The organism is Rhizobium acidisoli, assembly GCF_002531755.2.
GTDB classification, from domain to species: domain Bacteria; phylum Pseudomonadota; class Alphaproteobacteria; order Rhizobiales; family Rhizobiaceae; genus Rhizobium; species Rhizobium acidisoli.
Genome location: NZ_CP034998.1, coordinates 2,197,408 through 2,222,103, shown reverse-complemented (window position 1 = coordinate 2,222,103; position 24,696 = coordinate 2,197,408). Strand labels below are relative to the sequence as shown.

At 58.3% G+C, this 24,696-nt stretch carries 24 protein-coding genes and 1 riboswitch; of the genes, 17 read left to right on the top strand and 7 right to left on the bottom strand.

Going from position 1 to position 24,696, the window contains the following annotated elements:
* Positions 1-911 precede the first annotated feature (911 nt).
* Positions 912-1,067: a hypothetical protein gene (locus tag CO657_RS36720; protein ID WP_156339794.1), complete on the top strand. Its 156-nt coding sequence runs from the start codon at positions 912-914 to the stop codon at positions 1,065-1,067.
* A gap of 436 nt (positions 1,068-1,503) precedes the next feature.
* On the opposite strand, the gene CO657_RS11015 is transcribed toward CO657_RS36720, so the two are convergent.
* The gene (locus tag CO657_RS11015; protein WP_054184738.1) at positions 1,504-2,175 is read right to left on the bottom strand and encodes a hypothetical protein; all 672 of its coding nucleotides are present in this window, start codon (positions 2,173-2,175) and stop codon (positions 1,504-1,506) included.
* A gap of 68 nt (positions 2,176-2,243) precedes the next feature.
* On the opposite strand from CO657_RS11015, the gene CO657_RS11010 reads away from it, so the two are divergent.
* From CO657_RS11010 to CO657_RS10975, 8 genes are all read left to right on the top strand, one after another.
* On the top strand, positions 2,244-3,056 hold the full coding sequence (locus CO657_RS11010; protein WP_128715538.1) for a hypothetical protein: 813 nt from the start codon (positions 2,244-2,246) through the stop codon (positions 3,054-3,056).
* 22 nt (positions 3,057-3,078) lie between these two features.
* Complete coding sequence (locus CO657_RS11005) at positions 3,079-5,358, top strand: transposase family protein (protein ID WP_164918672.1); 2,280 nt, start codon at positions 3,079-3,081, stop codon at positions 5,356-5,358.
* A 25-nt stretch (positions 5,359-5,383) separates the two neighbouring features.
* A complete protein-coding gene (locus tag CO657_RS11000; protein ID WP_164918671.1) occupies positions 5,384-6,340 on the top strand; it encodes a TniB family NTP-binding protein in 957 nt (318 codons plus the stop codon).
* A 58-nt stretch (positions 6,341-6,398) separates the two neighbouring features.
* Positions 6,399-8,192, top strand: a complete 1,794-nt coding sequence (locus tag CO657_RS10995) for a hypothetical protein (RefSeq protein ID WP_128715537.1) — start codon at positions 6,399-6,401, stop codon at positions 8,190-8,192.
* 241 nt (positions 8,193-8,433) lie between these two features.
* The gene (locus tag CO657_RS10990; protein WP_054184743.1) at positions 8,434-10,161 is read left to right on the top strand and encodes a hypothetical protein; all 1,728 of its coding nucleotides are present in this window, start codon (positions 8,434-8,436) and stop codon (positions 10,159-10,161) included.
* A gap of 184 nt (positions 10,162-10,345) precedes the next feature.
* Positions 10,346-10,579, top strand: coding sequence for a DUF2171 domain-containing protein (locus tag CO657_RS10985; protein WP_012557983.1), 234 nt, complete (start codon positions 10,346-10,348; stop codon positions 10,577-10,579).
* Positions 10,580-10,631: 52 nt separating this feature from the next.
* Positions 10,632-10,841 (top strand): hypervirulence associated TUDOR domain-containing protein, encoded by a 210-nt coding sequence (locus CO657_RS10980; RefSeq protein WP_054184744.1) that lies wholly within the window; start codon positions 10,632-10,634, stop codon positions 10,839-10,841.
* Between the two features lie 32 nt (positions 10,842-10,873).
* Complete coding sequence (locus CO657_RS10975; protein WP_003579905.1) at positions 10,874-11,059, top strand: DUF3008 family protein; 186 nt, start codon at positions 10,874-10,876, stop codon at positions 11,057-11,059.
* Positions 11,060-11,097: 38 nt separating this feature from the next.
* Here CO657_RS10975 and CO657_RS10970 read toward each other — a convergent pair whose 3' ends face one another.
* Positions 11,098-11,817 (bottom strand): MgtC/SapB family protein, encoded by a 720-nt coding sequence (locus tag CO657_RS10970; protein ID WP_054184745.1) that lies wholly within the window; start codon positions 11,815-11,817, stop codon positions 11,098-11,100.
* 234 nt (positions 11,818-12,051) lie between these two features.
* Between CO657_RS10970 and greA the strand changes: the two genes are divergently transcribed.
* Positions 12,052-12,534, top strand: coding sequence for a transcription elongation factor GreA (gene greA, locus CO657_RS10965; protein ID WP_054184746.1), 483 nt, complete (start codon positions 12,052-12,054; stop codon positions 12,532-12,534).
* A gap of 132 nt (positions 12,535-12,666) precedes the next feature.
* The gene (locus tag CO657_RS10960; RefSeq protein ID WP_054184747.1) at positions 12,667-13,026 is read left to right on the top strand and encodes a hypothetical protein; all 360 of its coding nucleotides are present in this window, start codon (positions 12,667-12,669) and stop codon (positions 13,024-13,026) included.
* A gap of 6 nt (positions 13,027-13,032) precedes the next feature.
* Here the strand turns inward: CO657_RS10960 and CO657_RS10955 are convergent, their stop codons facing one another.
* Entirely contained in the window at positions 13,033-13,926 is an 894-nt protein-coding gene (locus CO657_RS10955; protein ID WP_054184748.1) for a LysR family transcriptional regulator ArgP, read from the bottom strand.
* 99 nt (positions 13,927-14,025) lie between these two features.
* Here CO657_RS10955 and CO657_RS10950 point away from each other — a divergent pair, with 99 nt between their 5' ends.
* Positions 14,026-14,634 (top strand): LysE/ArgO family amino acid transporter, encoded by a 609-nt coding sequence (locus tag CO657_RS10950; protein WP_054184838.1) that lies wholly within the window; start codon positions 14,026-14,028, stop codon positions 14,632-14,634.
* A 162-nt stretch (positions 14,635-14,796) separates the two neighbouring features.
* Here the strand turns inward: CO657_RS10950 and CO657_RS37250 are convergent, their stop codons facing one another.
* Complete coding sequence (locus CO657_RS37250; RefSeq protein ID WP_082366329.1) at positions 14,797-15,015, bottom strand: hypothetical protein; 219 nt, start codon at positions 15,013-15,015, stop codon at positions 14,797-14,799.
* Between the two features lie 73 nt (positions 15,016-15,088).
* On the opposite strand from CO657_RS37250, the gene CO657_RS10940 reads away from it, so the two are divergent.
* A complete protein-coding gene (locus tag CO657_RS10940) occupies positions 15,089-16,030 on the top strand; it encodes a LysR family transcriptional regulator (protein WP_172643288.1) in 942 nt (313 codons plus the stop codon).
* A gap of 99 nt (positions 16,031-16,129) precedes the next feature.
* The gene (locus tag CO657_RS10935; protein WP_003540537.1) at positions 16,130-16,285 is read left to right on the top strand and encodes an entericidin domain-containing protein; all 156 of its coding nucleotides are present in this window, start codon (positions 16,130-16,132) and stop codon (positions 16,283-16,285) included.
* Positions 16,286-16,361: 76 nt separating this feature from the next.
* Here the strand turns inward: CO657_RS10935 and CO657_RS10930 are convergent, their stop codons facing one another.
* Together CO657_RS10930 and CO657_RS10925 are read right to left on the bottom strand one after the other, a co-directional pair.
* Positions 16,362-16,712, bottom strand: coding sequence for a hypothetical protein (locus CO657_RS10930; RefSeq protein WP_054184750.1), 351 nt, complete (start codon positions 16,710-16,712; stop codon positions 16,362-16,364).
* 34 nt (positions 16,713-16,746) lie between these two features.
* Entirely contained in the window at positions 16,747-17,748 is a 1,002-nt protein-coding gene (locus CO657_RS10925; protein ID WP_197283915.1) for a glycine betaine ABC transporter substrate-binding protein, read from the bottom strand.
* A 732-nt stretch (positions 17,749-18,480) separates the two neighbouring features.
* Between CO657_RS10925 and CO657_RS10920 the strand changes: the two genes are divergently transcribed.
* The 3 genes from CO657_RS10920 to CO657_RS10910 all read left to right on the top strand — a co-directional run bounded on the left by CO657_RS10920 (position 18,481) and on the right by CO657_RS10910 (position 22,138).
* Entirely contained in the window at positions 18,481-19,935 is a 1,455-nt protein-coding gene (locus CO657_RS10920) for a cobyric acid synthase (protein WP_054184751.1), read from the top strand.
* 82 nt (positions 19,936-20,017) lie between these two features.
* Complete coding sequence (locus CO657_RS10915; RefSeq protein WP_054184752.1) at positions 20,018-20,788, top strand: SDR family oxidoreductase; 771 nt, start codon at positions 20,018-20,020, stop codon at positions 20,786-20,788.
* Between the two features lie 261 nt (positions 20,789-21,049).
* Complete coding sequence (locus tag CO657_RS10910) at positions 21,050-22,138, top strand: adenylate/guanylate cyclase domain-containing protein (protein ID WP_054184753.1); 1,089 nt, start codon at positions 21,050-21,052, stop codon at positions 22,136-22,138.
* A gap of 7 nt (positions 22,139-22,145) precedes the next feature.
* Here CO657_RS10910 and CO657_RS10905 read toward each other — a convergent pair whose 3' ends face one another.
* Entirely contained in the window at positions 22,146-23,936 is a 1,791-nt protein-coding gene (locus CO657_RS10905) for a chloride channel protein (RefSeq protein WP_054184754.1), read from the bottom strand.
* Positions 23,937-24,196: 260 nt separating this feature from the next.
* A riboswitch (cobalamin riboswitch) is annotated at positions 24,197-24,587 on the top strand.
* Positions 24,588-24,696: the final 109 nt, after the last annotated feature.

Here is a 24,696-nt window from a genome sequence, read left to right as displayed (position 1 = left end):
GCGCAAATGATTTCTAATTTAGCTCTGACCTGAGAAAGCCGAGTCTTGGATTTGCGTCGATTCAGCTCCTTCCAAGACTCCGATCACAACTGGAGTCTTGCGAGCGAACGAAACGAAGGAAGCTTTGACCTGCAAGCGTTGGGCATTTACTTGTCCTCTCCCGTAGTCAAAACCCAATATCGGCGTCTCCAATTCGCGTGACGGGTGATGCCGCGACATGTCCGCCGAAACTGAAGAAATGTAAGGTTTCGACGATCCGTGTGTCCGAGCTCGTCGTTCGTGAAGAGACGTTACGCTGAAGCTCTAGAGTGCGACGCCGCAGCCACGGTGGAGAATCGCAACGGCTCGAAGGAAATCAATTATGGAATTTGTAAGGCGGTAATTCGGGATTGGATCCATCCGGCAGCGATCGACACGGACGCAAAAAATGGCGCTTGAAATTCTTTGCGGATGACGCTTATTTCCGTGTGCCGAACGTTGATGAGTAATCTGCTCGCAGCGTTATCGGCTTGAACGGATACGGGCTGCATTTGCCGTGCAGCCCGATCCGATTGTCGGCAAACCCCACGAACAGGTTTGCCGAAATGGCCTAGAAGTGGAGCAGACTAATATGTCTATCTATGCCGAGTACCTGTCTATCTCGAACATCTCTCGAAAACAACCGGCAAGCAGGCCTCTACAAGGCTGCAGGCCAAAAAAACTGGTGGATCGGCTGAAACGTCACGCATCAGGTGTGACTGCGGACGTCTCACGCGCCTGGATTGACGCCCTAAGCAACTAGATCGTCGGCCCGACACCTATTGCAGCCTGTCAACCAGGCTTCCCAATGAACCCAGCGCACCACGGATCGAAATGCCCGCGATCGCGCCTGTGCGCCCGTTCCTCGACGGAGCGGAGGAGGAGATGCTCGAATGAAGCCTTTCAACAACCCGCCTGCCAAAGATGTTCCGGTTCTTGTACGTGAGTTTGACCATGAGCCTTTTTATGATGCTCATGAGGCAATGCTTGACGCGTGTCGCTCTATCTTCCTGCGGCGGATGGACCGCATTGGTCAAGACAGCGAGTAGCTTGCCCCAATGGTCGTGTAGTCTCCGAGCAGTGCGCCATTTCCATCACCGCATCGATGCTCCGTTTTCTGTCGGCGTCGGACTACACCCGTAGGACCGAGTTGGGCCGATCTCTGTGTGAGTGAAAGAGCCCACAGGTCCTCTCGCGAAAACTCCTCCGAGCCAACTTTCACTGGCTGGCTTGGAGTACTCATCGCTGCCTCAGCATCCACGAACGACTTAGGCTGGAGGACAAGCGTTGGCTTTGGCATCAGGCAAAGAAGAAACAGAGCAAGTTGGGGCAGCCCCGCCATGTTTCGCGACGAATGTAAGGAATTATTTATGGCAGCTGAAATGATCCCTACGACCGTGGCGTCGAAGGATGCTTCGTCCTTCAGGTCAACTGTCCGGAACTATAAGGGATGGCCCAACGGACATGTGGGACCACTTCGCCCGGCTATTTCTTTCGGTTTGGCGCACGATAACGCTTCGTCGGGACGAGGTGTTCGGGAATTGGCTCGCCCACAAGCCAATAGCCTTTGCCTTTGTACTCGAACTCATCGGCCTCCCAAAGCATCTTTCCAACCCTCTGAGCAGGGTTGCGGCCGGGAACTGTGACACCATCCTCATTCAGTTGCGCAAGGATTTCGGTTCTTCCCAACGGGCGTCCGGCCGCTTTGAGGATGACCTTCACGTGCGCACGAACCCGAGAGGATAGGTTCCTCCCACCACTGACTTGAGGTGTCGAAGCACTGGGGCCGGCCTTGATTGACACTTCGGTCGTCTCGACCTGCTGGAGTAAGCCGCGGAGGGCTTCCGTTTCTGCGTCTGTCTGTTGCGCCATATCAATGAGGACATTCGCGCGCGTTCTCAGCGAGGCGGCCTGAGTGCGAAGTGCGGCGGTTTGCTTCTGAGATGCCGCGATCTTGCGCTTCAACTCACCCGCCCACGCGGAGAGGTCGAGACGCAAAGGCTCGCTAGCGGAATCTTTCTGTTGAAAGAAAGAATTCTCTATTTCTGTCTCGGTTGGAATCGTATCTTGCTTAGATCGTGGCAACTCGGAATCTTTTTTAAGTGAATGCTTTTTGCCTTGGAGGTGAAGTCTATCTTTTCGTGCGTTTTTTGTCATCCGGGTCGGAGGATCGGCGGCAGTTTCTCCTCCGACTTTCCACTGATCTCAGCCACATGGAGACCTGAGTGTCGCAGGACAAAGATCCATATATCGTCGATTATTTCGTCTTCGCCAGAGCTGAAGGAGACGCGCCCGTGAGATGGGTGGCGAGTGGACGGAGAACTCATGCAGTGGGTCTTATCCCACTTAACAAATTAAAACACCATGGGATACCATGGGAGTCTCGCGAGGTTGAAAAGCACGCGCTGAGAATGCTTTCGGCGTGTTCCCGGGTGGTGAGGATCAACTCGCAACCCCATAGCCTCTTCTTCGGGTTCCGCGGCATCAATTGGCAATTCCGGTATACACCGGACATCCTAGCCCATGTACACCCAAGCTTTGTCGAGGAGTTGCTCGAAGGCAGGCCGTTGTACGAAGCGGTGGCCGAGCCGTACCACGGTGAAATTGCTTTCGAGGATGCGGTTTCTGTTCTGTTTGAGATGAAGGCGACCTTGGACACGAGCTTGGACGATCAGTCGAACAAGACGAAGATGGATGCGGTCGAAGCCATCTACGCCCACGTCGACCAGCCATTCCTGGTCCTGACTGAGCGGCCACACATCTGCAAGGATTTGCTGAGCGTCATCACCCATCTCGAAGCAGGGGCGAGGGACCGTATTGGCGATCTCGAGCGGTCCCGGTGTTTGTTTGCCTTCGGTCGCGAGAAGTGCCTGACATACCGCACGCTCAGCGAAGCTTTAGGTGGGCAGCCAAAGGGGGAAAGGCTCGTGAAGGCTCTACACCTCAAGCAATTTCTTTCGATCGATTTGCGCCGCGGCTTGGTGCCGAACGCCCCCGTTTGGTTGAGGCAACAGACGGAAATCGGTCGGGATGTTTAGTATCTGTATTAGCGACAGGTTCATGCTGCTCTCCATTCCCAAACCCGGCGACTTCTCGGTCGTAGGATTGGATACGCAGGCCGTCACGCTGCAACGGTACCCCAACGGTGAAGTTCTCGTCAAAGACGCGACCCAGTTCGCGTTGGAGTACGCGAATGGTGACATTTGGCAAACCGCCCAGGCGGGCCAAGAGCTGCGGCCCTCGACGGCCCGGCACCTTCTCGCTTTGCTCAAGCCGGAAGGACGGATGGTGACCGTCGGCGAAATGGAGGACTGGGAAAAAGACCGGGAGGAGTTAATTCACGCCAGGACGAAACAGTTCTACGGAAACAAGTACATCGATCAGCGTAATTTCAACCTCGACTACACAAAAACCGAGGATGATCTCGCGCAATTTATGAGGGATAACCACGAAGAGGCCGACAGGCTCGGCCTCGGCAAATGGATTCCGTCCGCGACAGTGATCCGGGTGCTTGTCTACAATCGGACTAGGCACGTGAGCTTGGTTGACTGCATGCGCAAAGATCCCGCTGTAAGGGCAAGGGGAATCTGGCCGCAGTGGACTTATACCCTGGCGCACGAGGCCATCGATAAGGTCTTCCGACGGGAACTTCCGAGCTGCGCGGAGGCGTACAAGTGGTTCGAGGGACAATTCTACCTCGAGCGGGACGAGGGCATCGGGATCGAGGGAAAGCGGCCCAATCCACCTACGGATCGCGTGTTCCGCACTTGGTTCAACGAGGAGTCAAAGAAGGCGAACCTTGTACGACTTCATGGAACTCGCAAGGTCAACAAGAGCCTCAAGGGTGTCATCAAGCCGCAGGATGCGGTGCGTCCTCTACAGATCGTGATTATCGACCAGACGCTCGGCAACATTTGGTCTGTTGTGAAAAGTCGGTCCGAAAGCTTGGTAAACAGGGCGCTGCCGCGAGGTTCAACCGACCAGGATGTCCCGTCGGCTGAGGAGGAGCCAAAGGTCCTCACGACAAAGCGACCTGAGATCGTTTACGCGGTCGATGTCTTCAGCAGGAAAACCCTCGCCCTCATTCTTACCTACCAAGCGCCATCCATCGCCACGTTCATGGCGTGCCTGAAAATGGTGATGACGCCTAAGATCGAATGGATGAGGCGCTATCCCGATCTACCAGACGCGACAGCAGGGCATGGTCCGCCAGAAACAGTTGTTCTGGACAACCTGAGAGTTCACGTCACTGACAGCGTCCAGCTTGGTTTGCTGGCGATGAACATCGCAATCGAGTACGCCGCGCTGGCGTCGCCTGAGTGGAAATCGATAGTTGAACGCGCAATTGGAACGGTAAAGAGGGTGATGGCCGTCCTGCCGGGTGGCTTTTCAATAGACGACAAACGGACAAACTCGTCTGACCATCAGAAATACGCTCGGCTCGATCTGGAAGAGATCGATGAACTCGTGACGCACAAGATCATCACCGAACATCATATGAAACCCCACGGTGGTACAAACGAGCCGCCTGGTCGGCGGTTTGTCTGTGGCGTGGAAAAATACGGACGAGGCGCGCTCAGGGACCTGCGCCAACTAGACCTCATGCTCCGTCGTCGAAAGATCGGAGCAACGCTGACCAGGAATGGGGTCGACTTCAAAGGGCATCACTTCCATGACGAGGGTCTCGCAAGTCGGCTCCTTGAAGAATTCTCGGCCAAGACGAAAGGTAAGGTTGGTTATCCAGTCAGCTTGAAGATCACAATTTTATGGAAGCCTGGCGATTGCAGTTCAGTCGGCGTGATGGGTCCTGGCGGAAAAACGGCGGTCGAATTGCGAAATACGGATCCGCTTTTTTCGAATACTCCGGTTTCGTTCGAGTTCGCTCTGGCTGCGAAGAAGGCCAACGCGAAGATATTCGAGCTGAAATACCCGCCTGAAGTCCGGGCGAAATATCTGAGGGAATACTTTGAGCGGCTCGAGCAGTTGTTGCCCAAACAGACCCATAAGGCGGGGAAAACGACAGCAAGGTTGCTGGAAGGCGGTAGGGCGATCGTAATCCCGCCGGATGTGCGCCGATTTGATATCACTATTCCCGTCACCAACCTGGGTGTTTCGAACGTCGACATCGAGATTGCCTACGCGGCTGAGGAGGGACGTGAACAACCGATCACGCCTAAGAGGAGGGGCCCGAAGGCGAAATCCAAGCCCGCAGAACCAAAGTCTCCAGCTCCGGAATGGGAGCCTCTGCCCTCGCAGCCGTCTTATGTGTTTTCGTCGGCAGCGGAAAGCGAGGCTTTCCTCGACCGTCTCGAAGCTGAGATGGCCGCGACACGTCATTGAAATCGAAAAGTGGAGCCTACAGAAAATGAAACCACTGCCGGATATCTCCAACGAATTCCGTCAAATGCGTATACCTCTTCCCAAAGTTGACGAAGCGCATCGAGCGATCAATCGTCTTGTAGACAGTCGCTTGGCGGCCCTCAACGACAATCGTCCGACACGCGCAGAGGCGGGGTGCGTTACGATTTTCGCCCCGTCACACGCTGGGAAAACCACCATCATGAGCTGGTACGTGGAGAAGTTTCTTGGCGGCAATTACAACGTGAAAGAAACCAAAGTCGCCGTCATAACTCTAAACGGCGAGTCGTCTCAAAGTGCGTTTTTGCCTCAAGTTCTCAAAGGACTGGGCGATCCGTTGCCGTTTTTGGGTAAGCCCCCTCAAATGTTGGATCGGCTCCACGGTCTAATAGCGAAACATCCCATTCACCTAATAATGTTCGACGAGTCCAATAACCTGAGAATGCGAAACGCAAACGATAAAGACGCGACGAGAACACACAATACTCTGCGAGGTTTCGCAAAACACAACGGTTGCCCAATTGTAGTCCTCGGCACGAACGAGGCTAAGGCGAGGATTGGTAGCGACGGGCAGATTTGCAGTATAGACTTTCCTGTCCTGCTCACTCCCCTGCAGCTCAACAACCCCAAGGATGCTGCCGTTCTGGTCAGATATTGTTCGGAGCTTGGCATAAAGCTGAAGGAACACGGCCTGTTTGAGCGCCGCAGCAATTTCGTCGTGGGCAATACTCTTGCGTGCTTGGTGGAGACAGCTGGCGGCCTTCCTGGACGAATTTCGCGCGTTGTGGAGCGCGCGGCATATCTAGCGCGCGACGAAGGAGCTAATTGTGTCGACGTAAGACATCTGGAGGCTGCCACCGACCTCTATGCCATCCCCCACGGCTTCGTAACATTGAACCCGTTCACCAGAGATCGGGAGGCAAGGGAGCGCGCAAAAACCAAGAGGGCGCGACGAAGTGCCTGACCATTACCGGACAGATGGAGCCGCGCACGATACCCAATGCCAAACTGCGAGTTTGGCATTGGGTATCGAACTCGGGAGTGGCGAAGGGATGAGAGAGGCACTCCATCGCGCTTCTTTATGGAACGGATTTCCTCGTCCTTCGGTCATCATTGACCTTGCGGGTTGCACATCCGTTCGGAAAGTCTCGGCACTCGCGACCTGCGATAATCGACGCGACATCGCGAAACTAGCTCAAATTCTCAGCCTGGCTCCAGACGTCCAGGAGCGATTGTTACGGGAAAAACTGCCTGTCCACGCTAGCCGAGATTTTGTCATGTTTTTCGGTCACGCCGTTCGGCGTGGTCACATCTCCAATGCCCGCCGTATTGCGCCACAGATGTTGGCCCAAGGTGAGCGTTTGAAAGCCATCTGGTCCCTGAAACCTCTGGCTCTGGATCCCGTTAGCCGAGAGTATCTTTGCGATCGCTGCCCCTGCGGTGCGCTGCTCGGCTGGGAGCTGTCTTGTGACGCTTGGACTTGCGACCAATGTGGGGCCGACCTTCGAGATGCTCCGGTCAAGATTTACAATCCCCGTAACGAGAAAGCCTTGGATTTCGCTGCTCGTCTCATCGATCCCGAATCTTCTGAACGGAATTCTTCGCTTCCCGCCGGATCGGAGCTGGCAGACGAGCGAGCTGGTGATCTATTTCAACTGATCGTGCGCATCGCCCAAACGTGCCAACGTATTGAGGCAGCCGATGCCCGAAAAGCGATCGAACCCCACAATATCGAGAGAGCGGGGAGGGCCGTTCTTGATTGGCCGAACGGCTTCGAAGAGCTGGTGGACAGTATCATTGCCCCGACATCGGAAAGCAGGGAGCTTGGCTGGTTCGATAGCAAGCCGCTCCGAAGACTACAGTTTGATCAGACATTGCCCGCGACGATCAGGACCAGAATCAAAGGGTTGCTCGATTCAGCTCGGCGCATCGAAGCAGTGAATTCGCAAGGGGTCACGCCGTCGAGGTTCGTCTATCCAAGCAAGGTTGGTGACACTAACCGACTAAAGCGCCCAAGAGAGGACGTGCTAACTCTGGTTAGGAGCCGAGGCAAAAAAGTGGACGGCCGTTTCGCACCGAGCGCCCATTTCAATCCATACATGACTGCCATGCGAGATATCGGTACTGTTCGCCGCTTCTCCGAGGACATGGGCCTGCCCATGCCGGCAGTCTGGGAGCTACTTAATCGCGGTATGGCACCAGAGTTGGCGACGGATATTGCCCACCTCGGCCCGGTTCCACTTCCTACTGTCGAGAGCAGTTTGATTGCCGACGTCTCGAAGATAATCCGCCCCGGGACGAGAATTGGCGCGCTTGGGCTGGTGTCTTGTTGCTTTGCGTTGGACCCATCAATGGGATTTAGTTGGTCGTCGATTTTGCGGGCGGTGCTCGACGGCCAGCTTGAGGTGTGGCGCGGTAGGAGGCGAAAGCGCGGGCTCATGTCGGAACTCGTCGTTACCGACTTTTCATTCCTGCGCTCTCTTGTCGAGACGCAGCCAACGAGTGATGACGTCCGGAACGCTCCGATGAGCCATAGAGAGGTTTCGATGACTATAGATCGAACAAAATCTGTCGCCGCCAACATTGTCAACTCCGGGCTGATGCAGGGAATATCTACAGCGGAGAAGCTCGCGCAATTGCGGAAATCGTGGGCTTTCAGCTTCGAGCTGCAAACCCTCGCAGGGATGAGCCGCCGACCGATCAAAGATCTCTATCGGAAACTGAGAAATGTCGACGTCAAATGCATGAGGTCAGGAGACGTGATTTTTTGGCGGCGCGATGAAGCGCTTTCTTGCCTTGGACTGCAGTTATCCTAGCTTAGCGATCTGACGCTTGTTGTGAGTTGCAAATCCACGTTTTCACTACCTTATCGATTAGCCTGTTCGAGTCGCAAACCGAATTCGAGGTCAGGGCCGTACTGGCGTTCGAGGCATTACCGCTAAGCGAGCCATTTCCAAACCTAATCCGACCGGGGAGGGCGATCCCCGGCAAATCGTCGTTTCGCATCAGTATCACGATCAAGTGGCGGGCGTGAACGCTTTTCCTGAAGGAGACGCTGTGAACAAGTTTTTCTTGGAAACCAATGAGCTGGTGTCCAGTCAGATGGACATACCTTCTTACGCATTCCCTATAGAGCCAAGACCTGGTGAAGGCGTCCCGGACTTACTCATGAGGGCTACGTTTGAAAATGGCTTCAGCGGAATGCGAGTGGTCAATCTCATGCTGGGTTATGCCGAAAATACCCAATGGTCGCACAGTGCTATGACGGCGCGGACTATTGACGCGGTGGCTATCGGGAAGATTCTAGGCGTGAAAGAAGAAAGAATTCTGGAACTCCTGTACGGACGCGAACCCGGACCGGTCAACTTCTTCGGTGCGAAGATATCGCCCTTCATCTTGGGTCGTACCCGGAAAATATCACCGGCTCACCTGAAGCAAAAAGGGTACCAGAAGGCGATTTGGAGTCTTCGATGTTTTTCTTTCGACCCGGAAAATCGCGAGAAGCTCGTAGATCAATGTAGCTGCGGAGTACGTCTCACTTTCGAGAGGACCGCAGCACTAGCGTTTTGCAACTATTGCGGCGCGGATCTGCGAGAGCTTGAAACATCAAACGTAGACATCGCCGATGAGGCGGCGCTCCAGTTCTTCCTTTCGCTCATTGATCCTTGCGCAGATCGCTCGAGGGAGTGGAATGTCGATGACAGTTTGAGACAGTTCTCTCGGGGAGAATTGTTCACGCTGATAGTCGAGTCTGCAAAACTGTTAAATTTGCAGGCGACGGGTCGCAAGGACACCAAACTGGGGGAAAACTACATCATCCCGCACACTTTCATCCTCGGGGCCGCCAACAGTGTCCTCAACTGGCCAAATGGGTTCCTCGATATGGCGATCTCTATCGAAGACAGCAGGGTTACAAATTGCCGCCGCTCAAAAACACATCCGCTGGTTGCGAGCATTCCGCGGAATTTCAAGGACCTGAGATGGTTTCTGAGAAAGGAACTAAACATTCTCTTCGGAAAAGGGAAACGAGTGCGTTTTCATTATCCGAGCACGAGCATTGCGCAAGTTGACCATCCCCCGATTTTCTATCCAAAAGCCGTGAAATTGCAGGGCAAGGCATTGGGGCTGCCATTATGCGAGGTGCTGAATTTATACCAGATTGGGTCCGTCCAATGCCCGGACCGGTCGCTCGGGCTGCTGCTGGGCGCACCCGCGAACGCGCCGCTGCTCAACATCGAGTCTTTCAAAGAGAATCCATCGGCAGAAGCGAAAGGCCTACCTATCTTTGAGTTGGTGCATGCCTCTCGGAGTTCAAAGCATCCCTGGGCACATGTCTTCGCAGCCATCCTCAACGGCGAAATCAAAGTAAGGTGGCAGCCTTCCAAGGGAAACAGCAACTGGTTCTCAAAATGCTTGTTCACCACGGACGAAGCCCGAGTGAGAAAAATCTGTCAGTCACGCGGGTCGACCCTTAGCCCCGACACCGAGATATCTATCGACGACTTGCTATTCTACTTTCGAATGATGCGCACCTCGCGAGCGATTTTGCGAGGCGCGGGCGTGATCCCTCCTGGCAGGCTTACCCTTAACATCTTGTGGGAACTGCAGGAGCGCTACATGACCTTTCAGGACATAAAGACCCATCTTCTCGTCAAAGGCATGCCGCAATTCCCGAATTTTCTGGGGCGGGACCTCGATAGCTCTGGCCTGCGTCGCATTGTGCCAGAGGTCAGGCTCTACGAAAGGGAGGAGGCTGAGGCCTATTTGAGGGCGTTCCGATCCTAGCGTTCGCAGCGTTCAGCGCGAGGAATCAAAATAATTTCCATTTCGGGAATCAACAAATTTTTCCGGCCATAGACCTTTGCGGGGGTGCAAAATGCGAAATCGAGGCACAGAGAGGCGGCTCGGAACTAAGTCCGCTCCACCTCGTTGCCGCTTCGTAGCTGACAATGACGCAAAGGAGGAAACGATGATTTCCGCAGACCAGATCCGAGAACATATGGAAGTGCGGGCTGCCGACGGCACTCATATGGGGACGGTCGATCATCTCGACGGTCCCACCCGCATAAAGCTGACGAAGACCGACTCGGAAGACGGCAAACACCACCTGATCCCGATCGATTGGGTCGATCACGTCGACGCACATGTTCACCTGTCGAAGAACGCCAGGGATGTCCGCAGCCAGTGGGCCACCATCAACTGACGAGCGGTCGGCTGCGGCTTCGGCCGCAGCCCCATCGTCAAAGGGAATACACATGTCCAAACATTTGAAGAGGGGCGACGAAGTAAGCTGGGATACCAGCCAGGGAGCGACCGAAGGCAAGGTGGTGAAGAAGCAGGCCAGCCCCACAAAGATCAAAGGTCACAAGGTGAAAGCGTCGGCGGCGGAACCGCAATATATCGTCGAGAGCGACAAATCGGGAAAACGCGCCGCACACAAGCCGGATGAACTGAGGAAGCTTTAAGGGCTGCTGATCCCAACGAGAAGGAGATCGATATGCCAGCCAAGTCCAAGGCCCAGCAGAAGGCGGCGGGTGCCGCACTGTCGGCCAAGCGGGGCGAAACGCCCAAGAAGGAACTCAAGGGTGCCTCGAAGCAGATGGAGGAATCCATGAGCGAGAAGCAGCTCGAGGAGTTCGCATCCACCAAAAGAAAGGGTAAACCGGAGCACGCCTCGAAATAGGTTGAAGAACAGCGGCAGCGACTGTGGCGCCGTCCGGTTCACGTTGTCGTCGAATGCATCGAGAAATTCGCGACCTCGTACGTCTCGCAGACGGCGAAAAGAATTGCGCGTGCTGATGCATCCGGATCTTTCGCCAGCCAGCGCAATTCGAACGTCACGCCGATGCGGCCATCTTCGGTCTGTCCCAGCGAAACGAACAATGCGCTGCATTCAAGAGAGTCCAGCACAGCTGACAGGTCGGGAATATCGGAACTCGAGCCGTAGACGACGAGTGTCGCCTTGCGTTCGCACCGCAGCCAGCTGTCCAGGCGTTTCAGCGGCGACAGCACGATGAACGCAACGATGGTTGCCACCGTGCCGGTGACGATCTGGCCGCCGCCGAAACAGAGGCCGACGACCGTCATGAACCACAGGGTTGCCGCCGTGGTGACGCCGGTCATCATGTCGCCGCGCCTGAGGATTGCTCCGCCGCCGATGAAGCCGACGCCTGTGAGGACGCCGAGGGGAAAACGCAGCACGTCCATCTGCGTGAAGAAACTCAGCGTTTTTCCGTAGGTCGATAGAAGCAGGTTCGCCTGGACCATTGCAATGCAGGCGGCCAGCGCCACCAGGATCGTGGTCCTGAAGCCCGCGGCATGGCCGCCGCGCTCGCGGTCGAGGCCGATAAGGCCGCCGGCAATCACCGTCAGTCCGATGCGTGCGGCGATATCCCACCAGCTCGGGGCCAGCGGCATGGCGTCCGTCAGGAACGAGGGCATATTTCGCTCCAGACTTTATCGCGGCCTTTTCGCTGCTCGCCGGGCATTCGATCCTCCTCGGCCTCAATGCATTATGGGTCTAAACGCCATGCGGCGCAGGACGCTCTCCGTTGCCGGCGTCGTCGCCGACAGCCCGAGATTGGCGGTTCGGCTGCAGCCGGTGTATGTATGGTTTCAAATATGGGCGGTTCGCCCGTCAACTAAAGGGCACTGCGCCCTAAACGGAGGATAGAATTGGCCGTCGCCTTCACCAAGGAAGAGAGTTTCGAAACTGCTTCGGAAACCCTGCTGCCCGATCGTCCGGTTTCGCCGCATCTGAACCTGGTCACGGAGGCTGGGCTGAAGGCTCTGGAATTGCAGTTCCAGCAGGCGCGCGAGGCTTATGATACAGCGAGCACCATAGAAGACGTGAACGAACGGCGGCGGCAGGCAGCAGGTCCCTTGCGCGATCTGCGCTATCTCGCGGCAAGGCTGCGCACCGCCCAGCTCATGGCCGATCCTGCGTCAACCGACACTGTTGCCTTCGGCAGCACGGTGACCTTCAGCCGTGACGACGGGCGGGTGCAGACCTATCGGATCGTCGGCGAGGACGAGGCCGATCCCAAGGCAGGATCGATTTCCTATGTCTCGCCGGTGGCGCGGTTGCTGATGGGCAAGGCTGTCGGCGATGTAGTGGAGACCGGCGGCCAGGAGCTGGAGATCATTGCTATCGCGTAGGACGCGATAGTCCAAGCAGTGCCGGATTCAGCGAAACGCAATTATTGTTATAAAAATGGTACTGTTTGGTACTTTATTTATGAGGCATTTACCAATCGTGACCTAGAAGGTGACATTCCATCATCGAAAGTCATGCTCATGGTCAGCGCAATTTCCAGTTCTGCATCCACCATTTTGAGTTCAGCCGCTTCAACCTCGTCTTCCAGCTCATCGGATCAACTTGCTTCTCTCGAGGCGCAGCTTGCCGAAAAGCAGGCAGCCCTGTCGCAGACACAGGACGAGAAAGAGAAGGCCACGATCGAAAAATCCATCGAGACGCTGGAAGCCAAGATTGCCAAGCTCGAAGCGTCCGAGAGCAGTAAGACCGAGGCGTCTGCCGCATCGAAGCCAGCCGCTGAGGCTCCGCAGGAGCTCTCCGGCGAAAGCGACCGTATCGGCACGAAGAATTTCGACGAGACCAGCGAGTTCGGCAGCCGCACGGCTTATGTTTGATCGCAACTAGAGGCGGCGCTTCGCCACCGTGACGACTTCGCGCGTCAGCTCCGCCAGGCGATCGGCGGCGAGGCGGTTGATCTGCCAATAGAGTGGAATATCCAGCGGTGTACCGGGAACGAGTTCCACCAGCCGGCCTGAGGCGAAATGTTCGCGGGTCAGCTGGGTCGGGTTCATTCCCCAGCCCATGCCCGAAAGGGCGGCCTCGACGAAGCTTTGCGTCGAGGGCAGCCAGTGGGTGGGGTGGTCGAGATCGTGTCCGAAGGTCTGCCTTATCCAGCCGCTCTGCAACCTGTCTTTCTGATTGAAGGTCAGCGTCGGCGCATTGCGGATCGCTTCGGCGGTGACGCCATCAGGAAAGTTGCGCGCAACAAAATCGGGGCTTGCCGTGGCGTGATAGCGGAGAACGCCGAGTTCGAAGCGACGGCATCCCCTGATCGGCTTTTCCAGGCTGGTGACGGCGGCGATCACCCGTCCGCGCTCAAGCCATTCGGCGGTGTGATCCTGGTCGTCGACGGCGATGTTCAGGAGGTAGGACGCGTTTTTCGCGAAATTCGCCATCGCCTCGACGAACCACGTTCCGAGACTATCGGCATTGGTTGCGATCTGAAGGGTGACCCGCTGGTGCGGCTCGTCGGGATCGACGAGCGCCGGCAACTGCCCGAGGAGTTCGGCCTCCAACATGCCAACATTCTCCATGTGACGACAGAGCCATTCTCCCTTTTCCGTTGCCGAGCAGGGCGTGCCTCTGACGATGAGCACGGTGCCGAGACGCTCTTCAAGTTGCTTCACGCGCTGCGAAATCGCCGAAGGCGTGACGTTGAGGATGGCGGCGGCGCGTTCAAAGCTGCCGGTCTGGACGACGGTTGCGACGGCGCGGAGGGCTGGATAATCGAGCATGGATTAGTTTCGCTTAATTGGGCTAATTTGGATTAACTAGCCTAATTCGCGAAATGGCGATACCACACCGTCACCGAAGTGAAGGTGTTCGCCGGAGCGATGAATTTTTCGATCTATGTCACCGGCCTGATGATGGGCCTCAGCCTGATTGTCGCGATCGGCGCGCAGAATGCTTTCATCCTGCGCCAGGGTCTGCGCAATGAACATGTCTTCGCCGTCTGCCTTGCCTGCGCGCTCTCCGATGCCGTGCTGATCGTGCTCGGCGTGACCAGCCTGCAGCAGATCGCCCGGTTCATGCCCTGGCTCGATCCGGTCATGCGTTATGGAGGAGCGGCGTTTCTCGCCTGGTATGGCGCCAAGAGCCTCTATTCCGCCCTTCGGTCATCCGCTACCCTCTCGGCGGCGGAGGCCAAGACTTCGAGCTTTCGCCAGACGCTTGCGACCTGCCTCGCGCTCACCTGGCTCAATCCACATGTCTATCTCGATACGGTCGTGCTGCTCGGCACGATCTCGACGCGTTATCCCGGTGAGCAGGCTTCGTTTGCCGCAGGCGCGGTGACGGGTTCTTTCCTGTTCTTCTTCTCCCTCGGATATGGCGCGACATGGCTGCGGCCGATCTTCTCGAAGCCTTCGTCCTGGCGGATGCTGGAAACGCTCGTCGCTTTCACCATGTGGATCATCGCCTTCAAGCTGCTCGGCGGGATGTAGGCGACTCCACGGTCGGCTTTATGCACGCCGACGAATTGGGGAACGGTCCCTGCGGCTCCTGTTCAGCAGGACCGTGCGCAGACCAAGTCAGAACCTGCGACATATTGAAAGCGCTGCCGTGTCTTTTGCGCGTCTGAAAAAAGCGGCGCTGGCGAACGCGCTTTATGCGCGGCTCGGTGATTCCACGATCCTCAGCGCCCGCTTCGGCCAAGCGGCCCTGTTCACAAGCGGCAACTCCATTTCACGCTGGCAATCCGCCATCAGGTGCGACGGAAATCGCTTCAATTCCCGCAACGCATGTTCGTGGTTCGCATCCCTGCGCCGGCGCGACTTGAATGCGGAAAGAGCCTGTACGATATTCCATGTGCTTGATTGTGCCATGTCCGGCGTCCTTTGTTTGCATTAGCCTCCGATACCCAGAATATGAGTGCCGATTGACATTCAATCAAACAAAATGATATGGGGTTATAAATCAGAAAAATTGAAAGATGCGACGATGAGCCTTCCCTTTCGCCGTCCCATTCCTTTGCTTGACAACGATGTGCTGCGTACCTTCGTCGCCATCGCCGAGACAGGCAATTTTTCGACCGCCGCAGAGGCGGTCTTCCGCACGCCCTCGGCAGTGTCGATGCAGATCAAGAAGCTCGAGGAACAGCTGGGCGCGACGCTGTTTCTGCGCGACGCCCGCTCGGTATCGCTGACCCGCCACGGCGAGATGCTGCTGTCTTACGCCCGCAACATCCTGGCACTGTCGAACGAGGCTGTGTCACGCTTCATCATGCCGGAGCTCAGCGGTGTCGTCAGGCTTGGCGCGCCGGAGGATATCGGCGAGCGGCTGCTGCCAAGCATCCTGAAGAGTTTCGCTGAAAGTTATCCCGGCATCATGGTCGACGTGACGATCGACATGAGCATCGGGCTGAAAAAGCGCATGGAGGAGCAGCGGCTCGACCTGGCCTTGATCAATTGTGCGACGCGGCCGTTCCCGACAGGTGGCGAGGTGGTGTTCCGCGAGCGGCTGGTCTGGGCCGGCGCCAGGTGCGGTTCGGCGCATCGCCGCGATCCCCTGCCGATCTCGATCTGGGAGGATGGCTGCATCTGGCGCCAGGAGGCGCTCTCCCAGCTCGAACGCAACAAACGGCACTATCGCGTCGCCTATCTCAGCGGCCACACCATGGCGCAACGTGCCGCCGTGCTCTCCGATCTGGCCATTGCGCCGCTGCCGCTATCCTATGTCAATGAAGACATGGCGATCCTCGGCCCGCAGGAAGGCCTGCCGGAACTCGGCGCTTTCGATATCCGCCTGCTGACCGCCTCGCAAGTATCGGGGCCGATCGAGACGGTGGCCGACAGCATTCGCGGCGCCTTTGCCGAGAGAGCGAAGGCGGTTGCCGCCTGATAATCTCTTTCAGGCGTTGAACCTTTTGTCCCCTTGTGCGTTATCGGCGCGAACGGCATAAGTCCCGTTCGGGGTTGATTTCAAACAAGGATATTCGAAATGACGACAACGGCCAAAATCGCCGCAGCCTTGATGGTTCTTCTTGCACTTTCCTCCTGCGGCAACACGATCCGCGGCATAGGAAAAGATACGGCAAACACCGTGAACGCCACGCAGGACGCCGGCCGCTCGGTTGATCGCGCTGCAAAGAAGTAACGGCCGTTCAGATTCCTACGGAGAACGCCGGATCAAGTCTTAACCGGGAGCCGGATCACGTGTTGACCGCGCCGGATCAAGGGTTGACCGGGGGATAAGCCTTTTCCAGGCCGCCGGATCGGTCAAGACCGGTCCGGAAGGCTTGGTAGGCCGGATGCTGGCTGGAGCGGGCGGTTTCCATCAGCCGGATCTGCAGCCGATCCGGCGCTTGAGCTCCGAGCCACAAGCCGAGATTTTCGAGCTTCAGCGAGTTCAGGAAACGCGAACCGGCGGCGATATCGAGATGGCGGCGCAAGCCGTCAAGCAGGTTATCGTCCTGAGCAACATTTTCCATGAGCAGCGTCAGATATGATTTGTCCGTCTCCGACAGCGCAGCGAGCTTTTCCGCAACGGTATCGCGATCGGGAAAGGGAACATTGCCATTCATGTCGAATCGTCCGGTCGTTGATCGTCTCCTGACGTTATAAGCTTGCCTTGACCTTTTCGGCTACATCGGCCGGAACCCATTTCATCCACAGACCCTCGTAATTGCGAAGGAAATGGATGGCGGCATCCTCGTTGCTTTCGTGGTTTTCGTCTTGCCAGGCGAGAACCTGACTGATCGTCTGATTGTCCCATTTACGGGTTTTGAGATAGGTGGTGACGGGTCCGGAGCGGCTGGCAAAAGACCTGGTCATCAAGGTGAAGGCGCGCGATACCGGGTAGGAATTGAGTTCCGGCCTCATGCAGCCGGCAACCGCCGTGCAGCGGTCCCACTCGGTCTTGTTGTGGCCGACGCCGAAGCTCAGCCGCGTCATGTCGTATTTGCCGAGAACGGCCGTCGGCGCCCAATAGTAACCGAGCCAACCGACCTTGTTTTCGAAGGCGCGGGCAATCGAGGCATCGAGCCGTTCGGGGCTGCCGGTTTCGACGAGTTCGAAGCCCTTCTTGTCCGCAGCAAGCGCCTTGAACAGGTTGGTGGTCGATATCTGGCAGCTCCAGTCGGCGGGACAATTGTAGACCGCGCCCTTCGATGCATCGTCCTCGGCGGAGAAGAGTTCGGGATGTTTCAGCGCATCTTCGACCGACCGGATGTCGGGATTGGCGTCGGCGATGAATTTCGGGATCCACCAGCCCTCGACCGCACCGTCGGCCAGGATCTCGGCTCCCTGCACCAGCCGTCCGGCGTTGACGGCCTGATCGAGCAAGGCCCTGACGGAATTGATCCAATATTCGGAGGCGATATCCGGAGTGCCTTTCTCATTCATCGAGGCGAAGGTCGGCAGCGTGTCGCCGTCGACGATTGTGACCGAGCAGCCGTAGCCCTTTTCCAGGATGATCTTGTCGAAATTCGCCGCAATACCGGCCGAGGCCCATTTCATCTCGGCGATCGACACCTTGCCGCACTCTGCGGCTTCGGCCGGCGCAACGATAGAAAGAGCCGCGGCAAAGACGGCTGGAATCAGAAACGTCTTCATCGTCATTCCCCGAATTCTTCTTTACAGCGCTGCGTCTTTTCAGACGCGCTAAGGATGCTGGGATACCTGGATCTACGGACGCGCAGCCGGGTCGGAAATCAGCGACAAGTTTCTCCGGCGCCCGAAAAGAAATGCCTCGCGGGCGATCCCGCGACAGAGGTTTTCCTGTTCATGAGCGCCTTCGTCCTTGCGCCTCCGGCAGCTTGTCGCAGGTCATGGCTCGAAAATGGCGTTTTTGGGAAGCCTACGCGTTCGCTCGCAGAAATCAACCGTCTTCTGCTGATGGTTGCGGTACTAAATGATTGAATTCGATGAATTTATCTCAATATCCCGAAAATGGCGCCTTTAAGCGGTTTGCACGCTCTTGGCGATTGCCGGCGGATCTTCGGCAGAAATTTCGGCGGGAAAGTCAAAAAAGATCAAAATTAACATTTGCGTAAGGCTTCAATAACTCTCCGGTAAGAATGTGCCGTTATCAGTTGGGTCGTGGCGGCAATGACCGCCGCTTCTCCGGTTCAGGTAGTGCGTACCGGAGAAAGCGAGCTTCGCCGTGTAGGGGCGAAGACGCCTGAGTTTTCGGCAAACCGCGCAGAGCCAAGGCCATGCGCGGTTTTCGCGTTTCTGCGGGACGCTTGAGCAGGGTCAAGTCCTGCCCCCAGAGCAAGTCTTGACCGGGGGCACGCCTTGACCCGGTGTCGTTGCCCATTGTAGGCCTCGCCTCAGCGAAAGGCGGCCACCATGGCAAGAGCGATCATGCTGCAGGGAACCGGCTCGGATGTCGGCAAGACGGTGCTGGTCGCGGGCCTTTGCCGGCTGGCGGCCAATCGCGGGCTTGCCGTGCGGCCGTTCAAGCCGCAGAACATGTCGAACAATGCGGCAGTTGCCGATGACGGCGGCGAGATCGGCCGGGCGCAGTGGCTGCAATCCCTGGCTGCACGCACGCCATCCTCGGTGCACATGAACCCGGTGCTGCTCAAACCGCAATCGGAAAACGGCAGCCAGATCATCGTGCAGGGCAGGGTGTTCGGCCAGGCGAAGGGGCGCGACTATCAGCGGCTGAAGCCGCAACTCCTCGGCGCGGTGCTCGAAAGCTTCGAAAAAGTCGCTGCGGGCGCCGATCTCGTCATCGTCGAGGGCGCCGGATCGCCGGCCGAAATCAATCTGAGGGCCGGCGATATCGCCAATATGGGTTTTGCGACCCGGGCCGGCGTGCCTGTCGTGCTCGTCGGCGATATCGACCGCGGCGGTGTCATCGCCTCGCTGGTCGGCACGCATGCGATCCTCGATGATGGCGACCGGGCGATGATCGCGGGCTATATCATCAACAAGTTCCGCGGCGACATCTCGCTGTTCGACGATGGCATCCGCGCCATCGAAGGTTTTACCGGCTGGCCATGTTTCGGCGTCGTGCCGTGGCTGCAGGGTGCGGGGCGCCTGCCGGCCGAAGATTCGGTCGTGCTCGAACGGCTGGCGAAGGGCAGGGCGGGCGCGCTGAAGATCGCCGTGCCGGTGCTATCGCGCATCGCCAATTTCGACGATCTTGACCCGCTGCGGGCAGAGCCGGACGTCGAACTGGTCTTCGTGCGATCAGGCGAACGGCTGCCTGCCGATGCGAGCCTCGTCATTCTGCCCGGCTCGAAATCGACGATATCGGATCTCGCCGATTTCAGGGCTGAAGGCTGGGACCGCGATCTCCATATGCATGTCAGACGCGGCGGCCGGGTGATCGGCATTTGCGGTGGCTACCAGATGCTCGGCCGCACGGTGCACGATCCGCTCGGTATCGAGGGCGGGACGCTCGAGACGCCTGGGCTGGCACTTCTCGACGTCGAGACCGAAATGGCGCCTGAAAAAACCGTGCGCAACAGCCATGCCCGCTCGACCGAATACGACGTGCCGCTTGCCGGCTACCAGATCCACCTCGGCATCACCCACGGCCCGGATTGCGACCGGCCTTCGGCAATCGTCGATGGCGTGCCCGACGGGGCGCTTTCCGCCGACGGCCGAATCATGGGCACCTACCTGCACGGGCTCTTCGGCAGCGACGCCTATCGCGCCCGGCTGCTTCAAAGCTTCGGTCTTTCGGGCGAGCGGCGGAACTATCGTGAGAGTGTCGAGCAGGCGCTTGATGAGATCGCCGGAGAACTCGAGCGTTACCTCGATCCGCGCTGGTTGGCCGGGCTGCTCGGTTAGGCTGCCCCTCTTGTACTCTTGCAAAATTAGTTGACTGAGTCCATTAATTCTCGCGGCGAGGCAGGTTGAGAGCGATGAAACCATGAGCATATCGGATAGATTTTCATTGGCGAGTCAGGTGGCGCTCGTGACCGGTGGCGGCCGCGGTCTGGGCTTCGAGATGGTGCGGGTGCTTGCCGAGGCCGGCGCGCATGTCATCGTCACCGGACGCACAGCGGCGACGCTGGAGGAGGCCGTAAGGACGCTGCGTGCGGCGGGCGGCTCGGCGGAGGCTGCCGTGTTCGACATCGCCGACCGAAAGGCCCAGTGTGCTGTGATGGCCGATATCGAAAAGGTCCACGGCCGTCTCGATATTCTGATCAACAATGTCGGCGCCCGCGACAGGCGGCCGCTGACCGAATTCGACGATGATGGCATCATCGAGCTGCTGCGGACCGATCTGGCCGCGGCGATGATGCTTTCGCGCGATGCCGCCGTGCTGATGAAGCGGCGCAATTATGGTCGCCTGATCGCAGTGACCTCGATCAGCGGTCATGTCGTCATGCCCGGCGACTGCGTCTATCCGGCTGCCAAGCAGGGCCTGACCGGACTGATGCGCGGTATGGCGGTCGAATTCGGCCCTTACGGCATCACCAGCAACGCGATTGCACCCGGCTGGTTCGCCACGGAGACGAACGCGGCAATGGCCGCGAATGAGGAATTGATGCCCTTCGTGCGCCAGCGCATCCCGGTCCAACGCTGGGGACGCCCGGACGAGATCGCCGGCGCGGCGCTGTTTCTTGCAAGCGGCGCCGCCTCCTTCGTCAACGGCCACGTATTGACCGTCGACGGCGGCATGACGGTCCGGATGTGAGGACGATACCCGCCGGCGTTGTGCCGGCTTCGGATGAAAAGACTTGCCGTTGATAACGGCTGGAAATATCGCCTTGGCGCGACTATCAATTGATATCGCGGGAGCCGGTTCGGCATCGCCGCCCATTTGCCCGATTTGCCGTCATAAGTTTGCGCCGGCTCATGTGGAGGTTCGAAAATTAGCGATCATATTCAATGGATTATAGAGCAGGGAATCACCAGCGATCATATCGGCGACCTCGTTGCCGGCCTGTGCGAACGGCTGATTGCGGACGGGTTTCCGATCTGGCGGGCGAGTATCAGAATGCCGTCGCTGCATCCCATGTATCGCGGCGTCGCGGCCAATTTCACGCGGGGCGGTGAGACCGTCCTTGAAAATGCCGAGCACGGTAGTGCGACGGAGCGTGACTTCGAGAAGACGCCGATCTTTTACCTTTTGAGCCGCGGCGAAAGAACGGGACGATGGAATTTGGCAAGCGGCGAGGGTCTCCATTATACCGAGCTTAACGAATTCGCGCGTTCCGGGGGCACGGATCACGTGATCAGCCTTTTCGAATTCCCGAAGGAAGTCGCGCTGCGCGGGCTCGGTTTCTCGCTGACGAGCGATGCACCGGGCGGATTTTCCGATGATCAACTGACGGTCGTCGCAGCGCTATTCCCGGCGCTCGGACTGGCGGCTTACCGCGTGGCGGTGTCGAAGACGGCGAGCGACATCCTCGCGGTCTATACCGGCGCCAGGACGAGCGCGCGCATCCTTGCCGGCGAAACCCGCAGAGGAATGGGCGGTTCCATCGATGCCGCCATCCTGCTGGCCGACCTTCGCAATTTCACGGCTTTGACCGAGGTCTATCAGCCCGCGGAGATCGTCGGGTTTCTCAATGAGCATTTCGAGCTGATCGGCCGGCATGTCGAGGAAAATTCCGGCGAGATCCTCAAATTCATGGGCGACAGCGTGCTGGCGATCTTTCCGACCGAGGCCGAGGATCCGCAAAAAGCCTGCAGGGCGGCGTTGGCTTCGGCGCAGAATCTGCTGAAGGCCAACGAAGAGCTCAATCGCGGGCGGACGCGCAACGGAGGCCCCGATATCGGCATCGATGTCGTGCTGCATCTCGGCGAAGTTTTCTACGGAAACGTCGGCGCCCACGACCGGCTCGACTTCACGGTGATCGGCAGGGCGGTCAACGAAGCCTCGCGGCTGGAAAAGCTCTGCGGAATGCTCGAGCAGGACCTGCTGCTGTCGGAGAGCTTCGCGGCGACCTTAGCCGTCGCCTGCGAGTATCTCGGATCGTTCGAATTGCGGGGCGTGTCGAAGAAGGCAGACGTCTTCCGGCTGGCCGACGCCGCGTCATAACACCCCTTCAAATTTCGCCGGAGACTTCGCGGCGGCGGCGGTCAAGTTCCTCGCTGTAGCGGCGCAGCGTATAGCTTTCGCTGAGCTGGCCGATCACCTTGCGTTCGATCAGGTTGTTGACGACGGCGAGTGCTTCGCTTTCGCTCTTGTCGAAGATCGCCGCCGCCTGCCTGGCATTCATCTGCGGCTGCAGGAAATCGTTGCGGTAGTGGATGAAATCGGCGAGCGTCTTGCCCTCGTCCTGCGCGTCGGTCGGGTTGGCGTAGATCTCCGGCACCAGAACGAGGCCGGCATATTTGTCGCTCTCCTCGACGAGGATAACGCGCTGGGTCGAGCCGATTGGGAAGGCCTGCTTGAATTCCTCCAGCGAGATGCCCGCCCTTGCCGTCTTCACGTCGGCGCGCATCAGCTTGTCCACCGTCAGGTTGCGGATCCAGCCGACGTCATGGGCGCTGCGGATGCTTTCGCCGCGCAGATGGAAGCGCCATGTGGCGAAGGAGTATCCGAAGGTCGAGCGCACGACGAGCGAGGAGGTGATGACGGCGGCGAGCACCAGCGCGGTGATCGGAAAGTCGCCGGTGATTTCGAGCGCCAGAAAGGTCATCGTCAGCGGCCCGCCGATGACGGCGACGGCAAGCGAACTCATGCCGACCACGGCATAGATGACGGGCGTCAGCGTCGCATCGGCAAAATAGGGGCCGCAATAGGCAAAGAGCTTGCCGAGCAGGGCGCCCATGAACAGCGAGGCGAAGAACAGGCCGCCCCTGAAGCCCGAACCGATCGAGATCGCCGAAGCCAAGGATTTCAACAGGAAGAGGCCGATCAGCGCCGGGATGGCGACGTCGCGGGAGAGGTTCAGATGCAATGCACCGTGGCCGGCCGAAAGCACCTGCGGCGAGATCATCGCCAGCAGCCCGACGATGATGCCGCCGAGCGCCGGGCGGAAGGGCGGGGCGATCGCGCTCTTGCGGGCCAGTTCCTCGACGAAGGAGACGCCCTGCATGATCAGGATGCCGACGCCGGCCGAGACCGCGCCGAGCAGCAGCGCCGGGATATAGTCGGCCGGCACGACCGCACCGAAGCCGCCGATATCGATGGTGAAATCGCCATGGGTGAGCAGCCTTGCGATCAGGGTGGAAACGAGGGCCGAGACGACCACAGGGGTCAGCGAGACGATCGTATAGGTGCCGATGATCAGCTCGAAGGCATAGAAGGCGCCGGTCAGCGGCGCGTTGAAGGCGGCGGCGATTGCGCCGGCTGCGCCGCAGCCGACGAGGACGCGGAGATCCGAGCGGCGAAGCTGCAGCTTCAGGCCGAGTTTCGAGGCGAGGCCGGCGGCAAGCTGGGTATAGCCGGCCTCCAGGCCGACGGAGGCGCCGAAACCGTTGGAGATCAGGTTCTGCACCGCGACGATAATGCTGTCGGTCAAGGACAGGCGGCCGCCATGCAGCGCATTGGCCTCGATCGGGTCGACCATCGGCTTCTTGCGGCGTTTGGCCAAAATGAAGAGCAACAGGCCGAGCAACATGCCGCCGATGACCGGGGCGGTGAGCAGCAGCAGCTTGTCGTCGATAACCGACGAGCTCAGCCTTTCGCTGTCGGCGATACCGAAGACCAGCTGATGCAGTTCATTGGAGACGAAGCTCATGCCGGTCACGGCAAGACCGGAAGCAATGCCGACGACAGCACCCGCCAGAGACAGACCGACTTCGCTACGGCGGGTCAGCGCCCGCAGCCGTCTCGGATCGAAGAAAACACGCAGCGCTCGGAACCGGCGCCGATCCAATTTCATAAGCATGGCAAGACAACTAGGCAGGAAGAGACCCGGTCAAGGGCGAAGGTGCAGTCCGCATGCGACGCAATTGCGGCGAAAAGCCGGCGCGTAGGTCAAATATTTATGACGTAAGCCTCTGATAAATGACGATATTCCTGGTCGAGTAAGTCGTGTTTCAGTGAGCGTGCCTGCCTTGCCGCCGATGGCCGACCGCCAAGGCCGGTTGACTTCACTCTTGAGCTTGCCTAACCATCCCTCAACGGATGGTCATCTGACCATCCTCGGATATTAACGGATGGTTCCGGATCGGCGTTACGCCTTCCGGATGAAAAGGGAATGTGACGGGGCGGACCCACACCGGGCGCCTTCATCACAGCCGACCCCGCGACTGTAGAGCGGTCAGGGTCTTCCATCCGGCATCGAGCTCTTCCGGCTGGCAGCTTGCAATCGTGCAGGCAGGCGGGACGGGCGACATGCCGGAAAAGCCACTGGACATGCATGGTGATCAACCGGGGTCGGACGCCTCCATTTCTACGAATCGTCCACCTTTTCACCGATGCAGCCGGGAAGGCGAGGCAGATCCGCCGGCACGATCAGGGGCGACCGGTTTCCGGTCCGCCCCGATCGCGGCCGACAACCGCGAGCCAGGAGACCTGCCATTCGTGCCGGGCGAAAAGCCCAACCCTGGGCAAGAGACCCGCTGCCAGCACGGAGGTTGTTTTGGCTGAACGATTGAATTCGGCATGGCTTGGTGCGGTCAATGGCGCAACGGGTTGGACGAGGG

What these genes read in the sequence shown, in the direction of transcription:
- CO657_RS10925 (WP_197283915.1), bottom strand. Translation starts at nt 17,748, where the DNA reads ATGACGATGAAGACGTTTCTGATTCCAGCCGTCTTTGCCGCGGCTCTT.
- CO657_RS10930 (WP_054184750.1), bottom strand. Translation starts at nt 16,712, where the DNA reads ATGAATGGCAATGTTCCCTTTCCCGATCGCGATACCGTTGCGGAAAAG.
- CO657_RS10975 (WP_003579905.1), top strand. Translation starts at nt 10,874, where the DNA reads ATGCCAGCCAAGTCCAAGGCCCAGCAGAAGGCGGCGGGTGCCGCACTG.
- CO657_RS10905 (WP_054184754.1), bottom strand. Translation starts at nt 23,936, where the DNA reads ATGCTTATGAAATTGGATCGGCGCCGGTTCCGAGCGCTGCGTGTTTTC.
- CO657_RS10985 (WP_012557983.1), top strand. Translation starts at nt 10,346, where the DNA reads ATGATTTCCGCAGACCAGATCCGAGAACATATGGAAGTGCGGGCTGCC.
- CO657_RS36720 (WP_156339794.1), top strand. Translation starts at nt 912, where the DNA reads ATGAAGCCTTTCAACAACCCGCCTGCCAAAGATGTTCCGGTTCTTGTA.
- CO657_RS10950 (WP_054184838.1), top strand. Translation starts at nt 14,026, where the DNA reads ATGAATTTTTCGATCTATGTCACCGGCCTGATGATGGGCCTCAGCCTG.
- CO657_RS10960 (WP_054184747.1), top strand. Translation starts at nt 12,667, where the DNA reads ATGCTCATGGTCAGCGCAATTTCCAGTTCTGCATCCACCATTTTGAGT.
- CO657_RS10980 (WP_054184744.1), top strand. Translation starts at nt 10,632, where the DNA reads ATGTCCAAACATTTGAAGAGGGGCGACGAAGTAAGCTGGGATACCAGC.
- CO657_RS10915 (WP_054184752.1), top strand. Translation starts at nt 20,018, where the DNA reads ATGAGCATATCGGATAGATTTTCATTGGCGAGTCAGGTGGCGCTCGTG.
- CO657_RS10935 (WP_003540537.1), top strand. Translation starts at nt 16,130, where the DNA reads ATGACGACAACGGCCAAAATCGCCGCAGCCTTGATGGTTCTTCTTGCA.
- CO657_RS11015 (WP_054184738.1), bottom strand. Translation starts at nt 2,175, where the DNA reads ATGACAAAAAACGCACGAAAAGATAGACTTCACCTCCAAGGCAAAAAG.
- CO657_RS10955 (WP_054184748.1), bottom strand. Translation starts at nt 13,926, where the DNA reads ATGCTCGATTATCCAGCCCTCCGCGCCGTCGCAACCGTCGTCCAGACC.
- CO657_RS11005 (WP_164918672.1), top strand. Translation starts at nt 3,079, where the DNA reads ATGCTGCTCTCCATTCCCAAACCCGGCGACTTCTCGGTCGTAGGATTG.
- CO657_RS10920 (WP_054184751.1), top strand. Translation starts at nt 18,481, where the DNA reads ATGGCAAGAGCGATCATGCTGCAGGGAACCGGCTCGGATGTCGGCAAG.
- CO657_RS11000 (WP_164918671.1), top strand. Translation starts at nt 5,384, where the DNA reads ATGAAACCACTGCCGGATATCTCCAACGAATTCCGTCAAATGCGTATA.
- CO657_RS10970 (WP_054184745.1), bottom strand. Translation starts at nt 11,817, where the DNA reads ATGCCCTCGTTCCTGACGGACGCCATGCCGCTGGCCCCGAGCTGGTGG.
- CO657_RS37250 (WP_082366329.1), bottom strand. Translation starts at nt 15,015, where the DNA reads ATGGCACAATCAAGCACATGGAATATCGTACAGGCTCTTTCCGCATTC.
- CO657_RS10940 (WP_172643288.1), top strand. Translation starts at nt 15,089, where the DNA reads ATGATATGGGGTTATAAATCAGAAAAATTGAAAGATGCGACGATGAGC.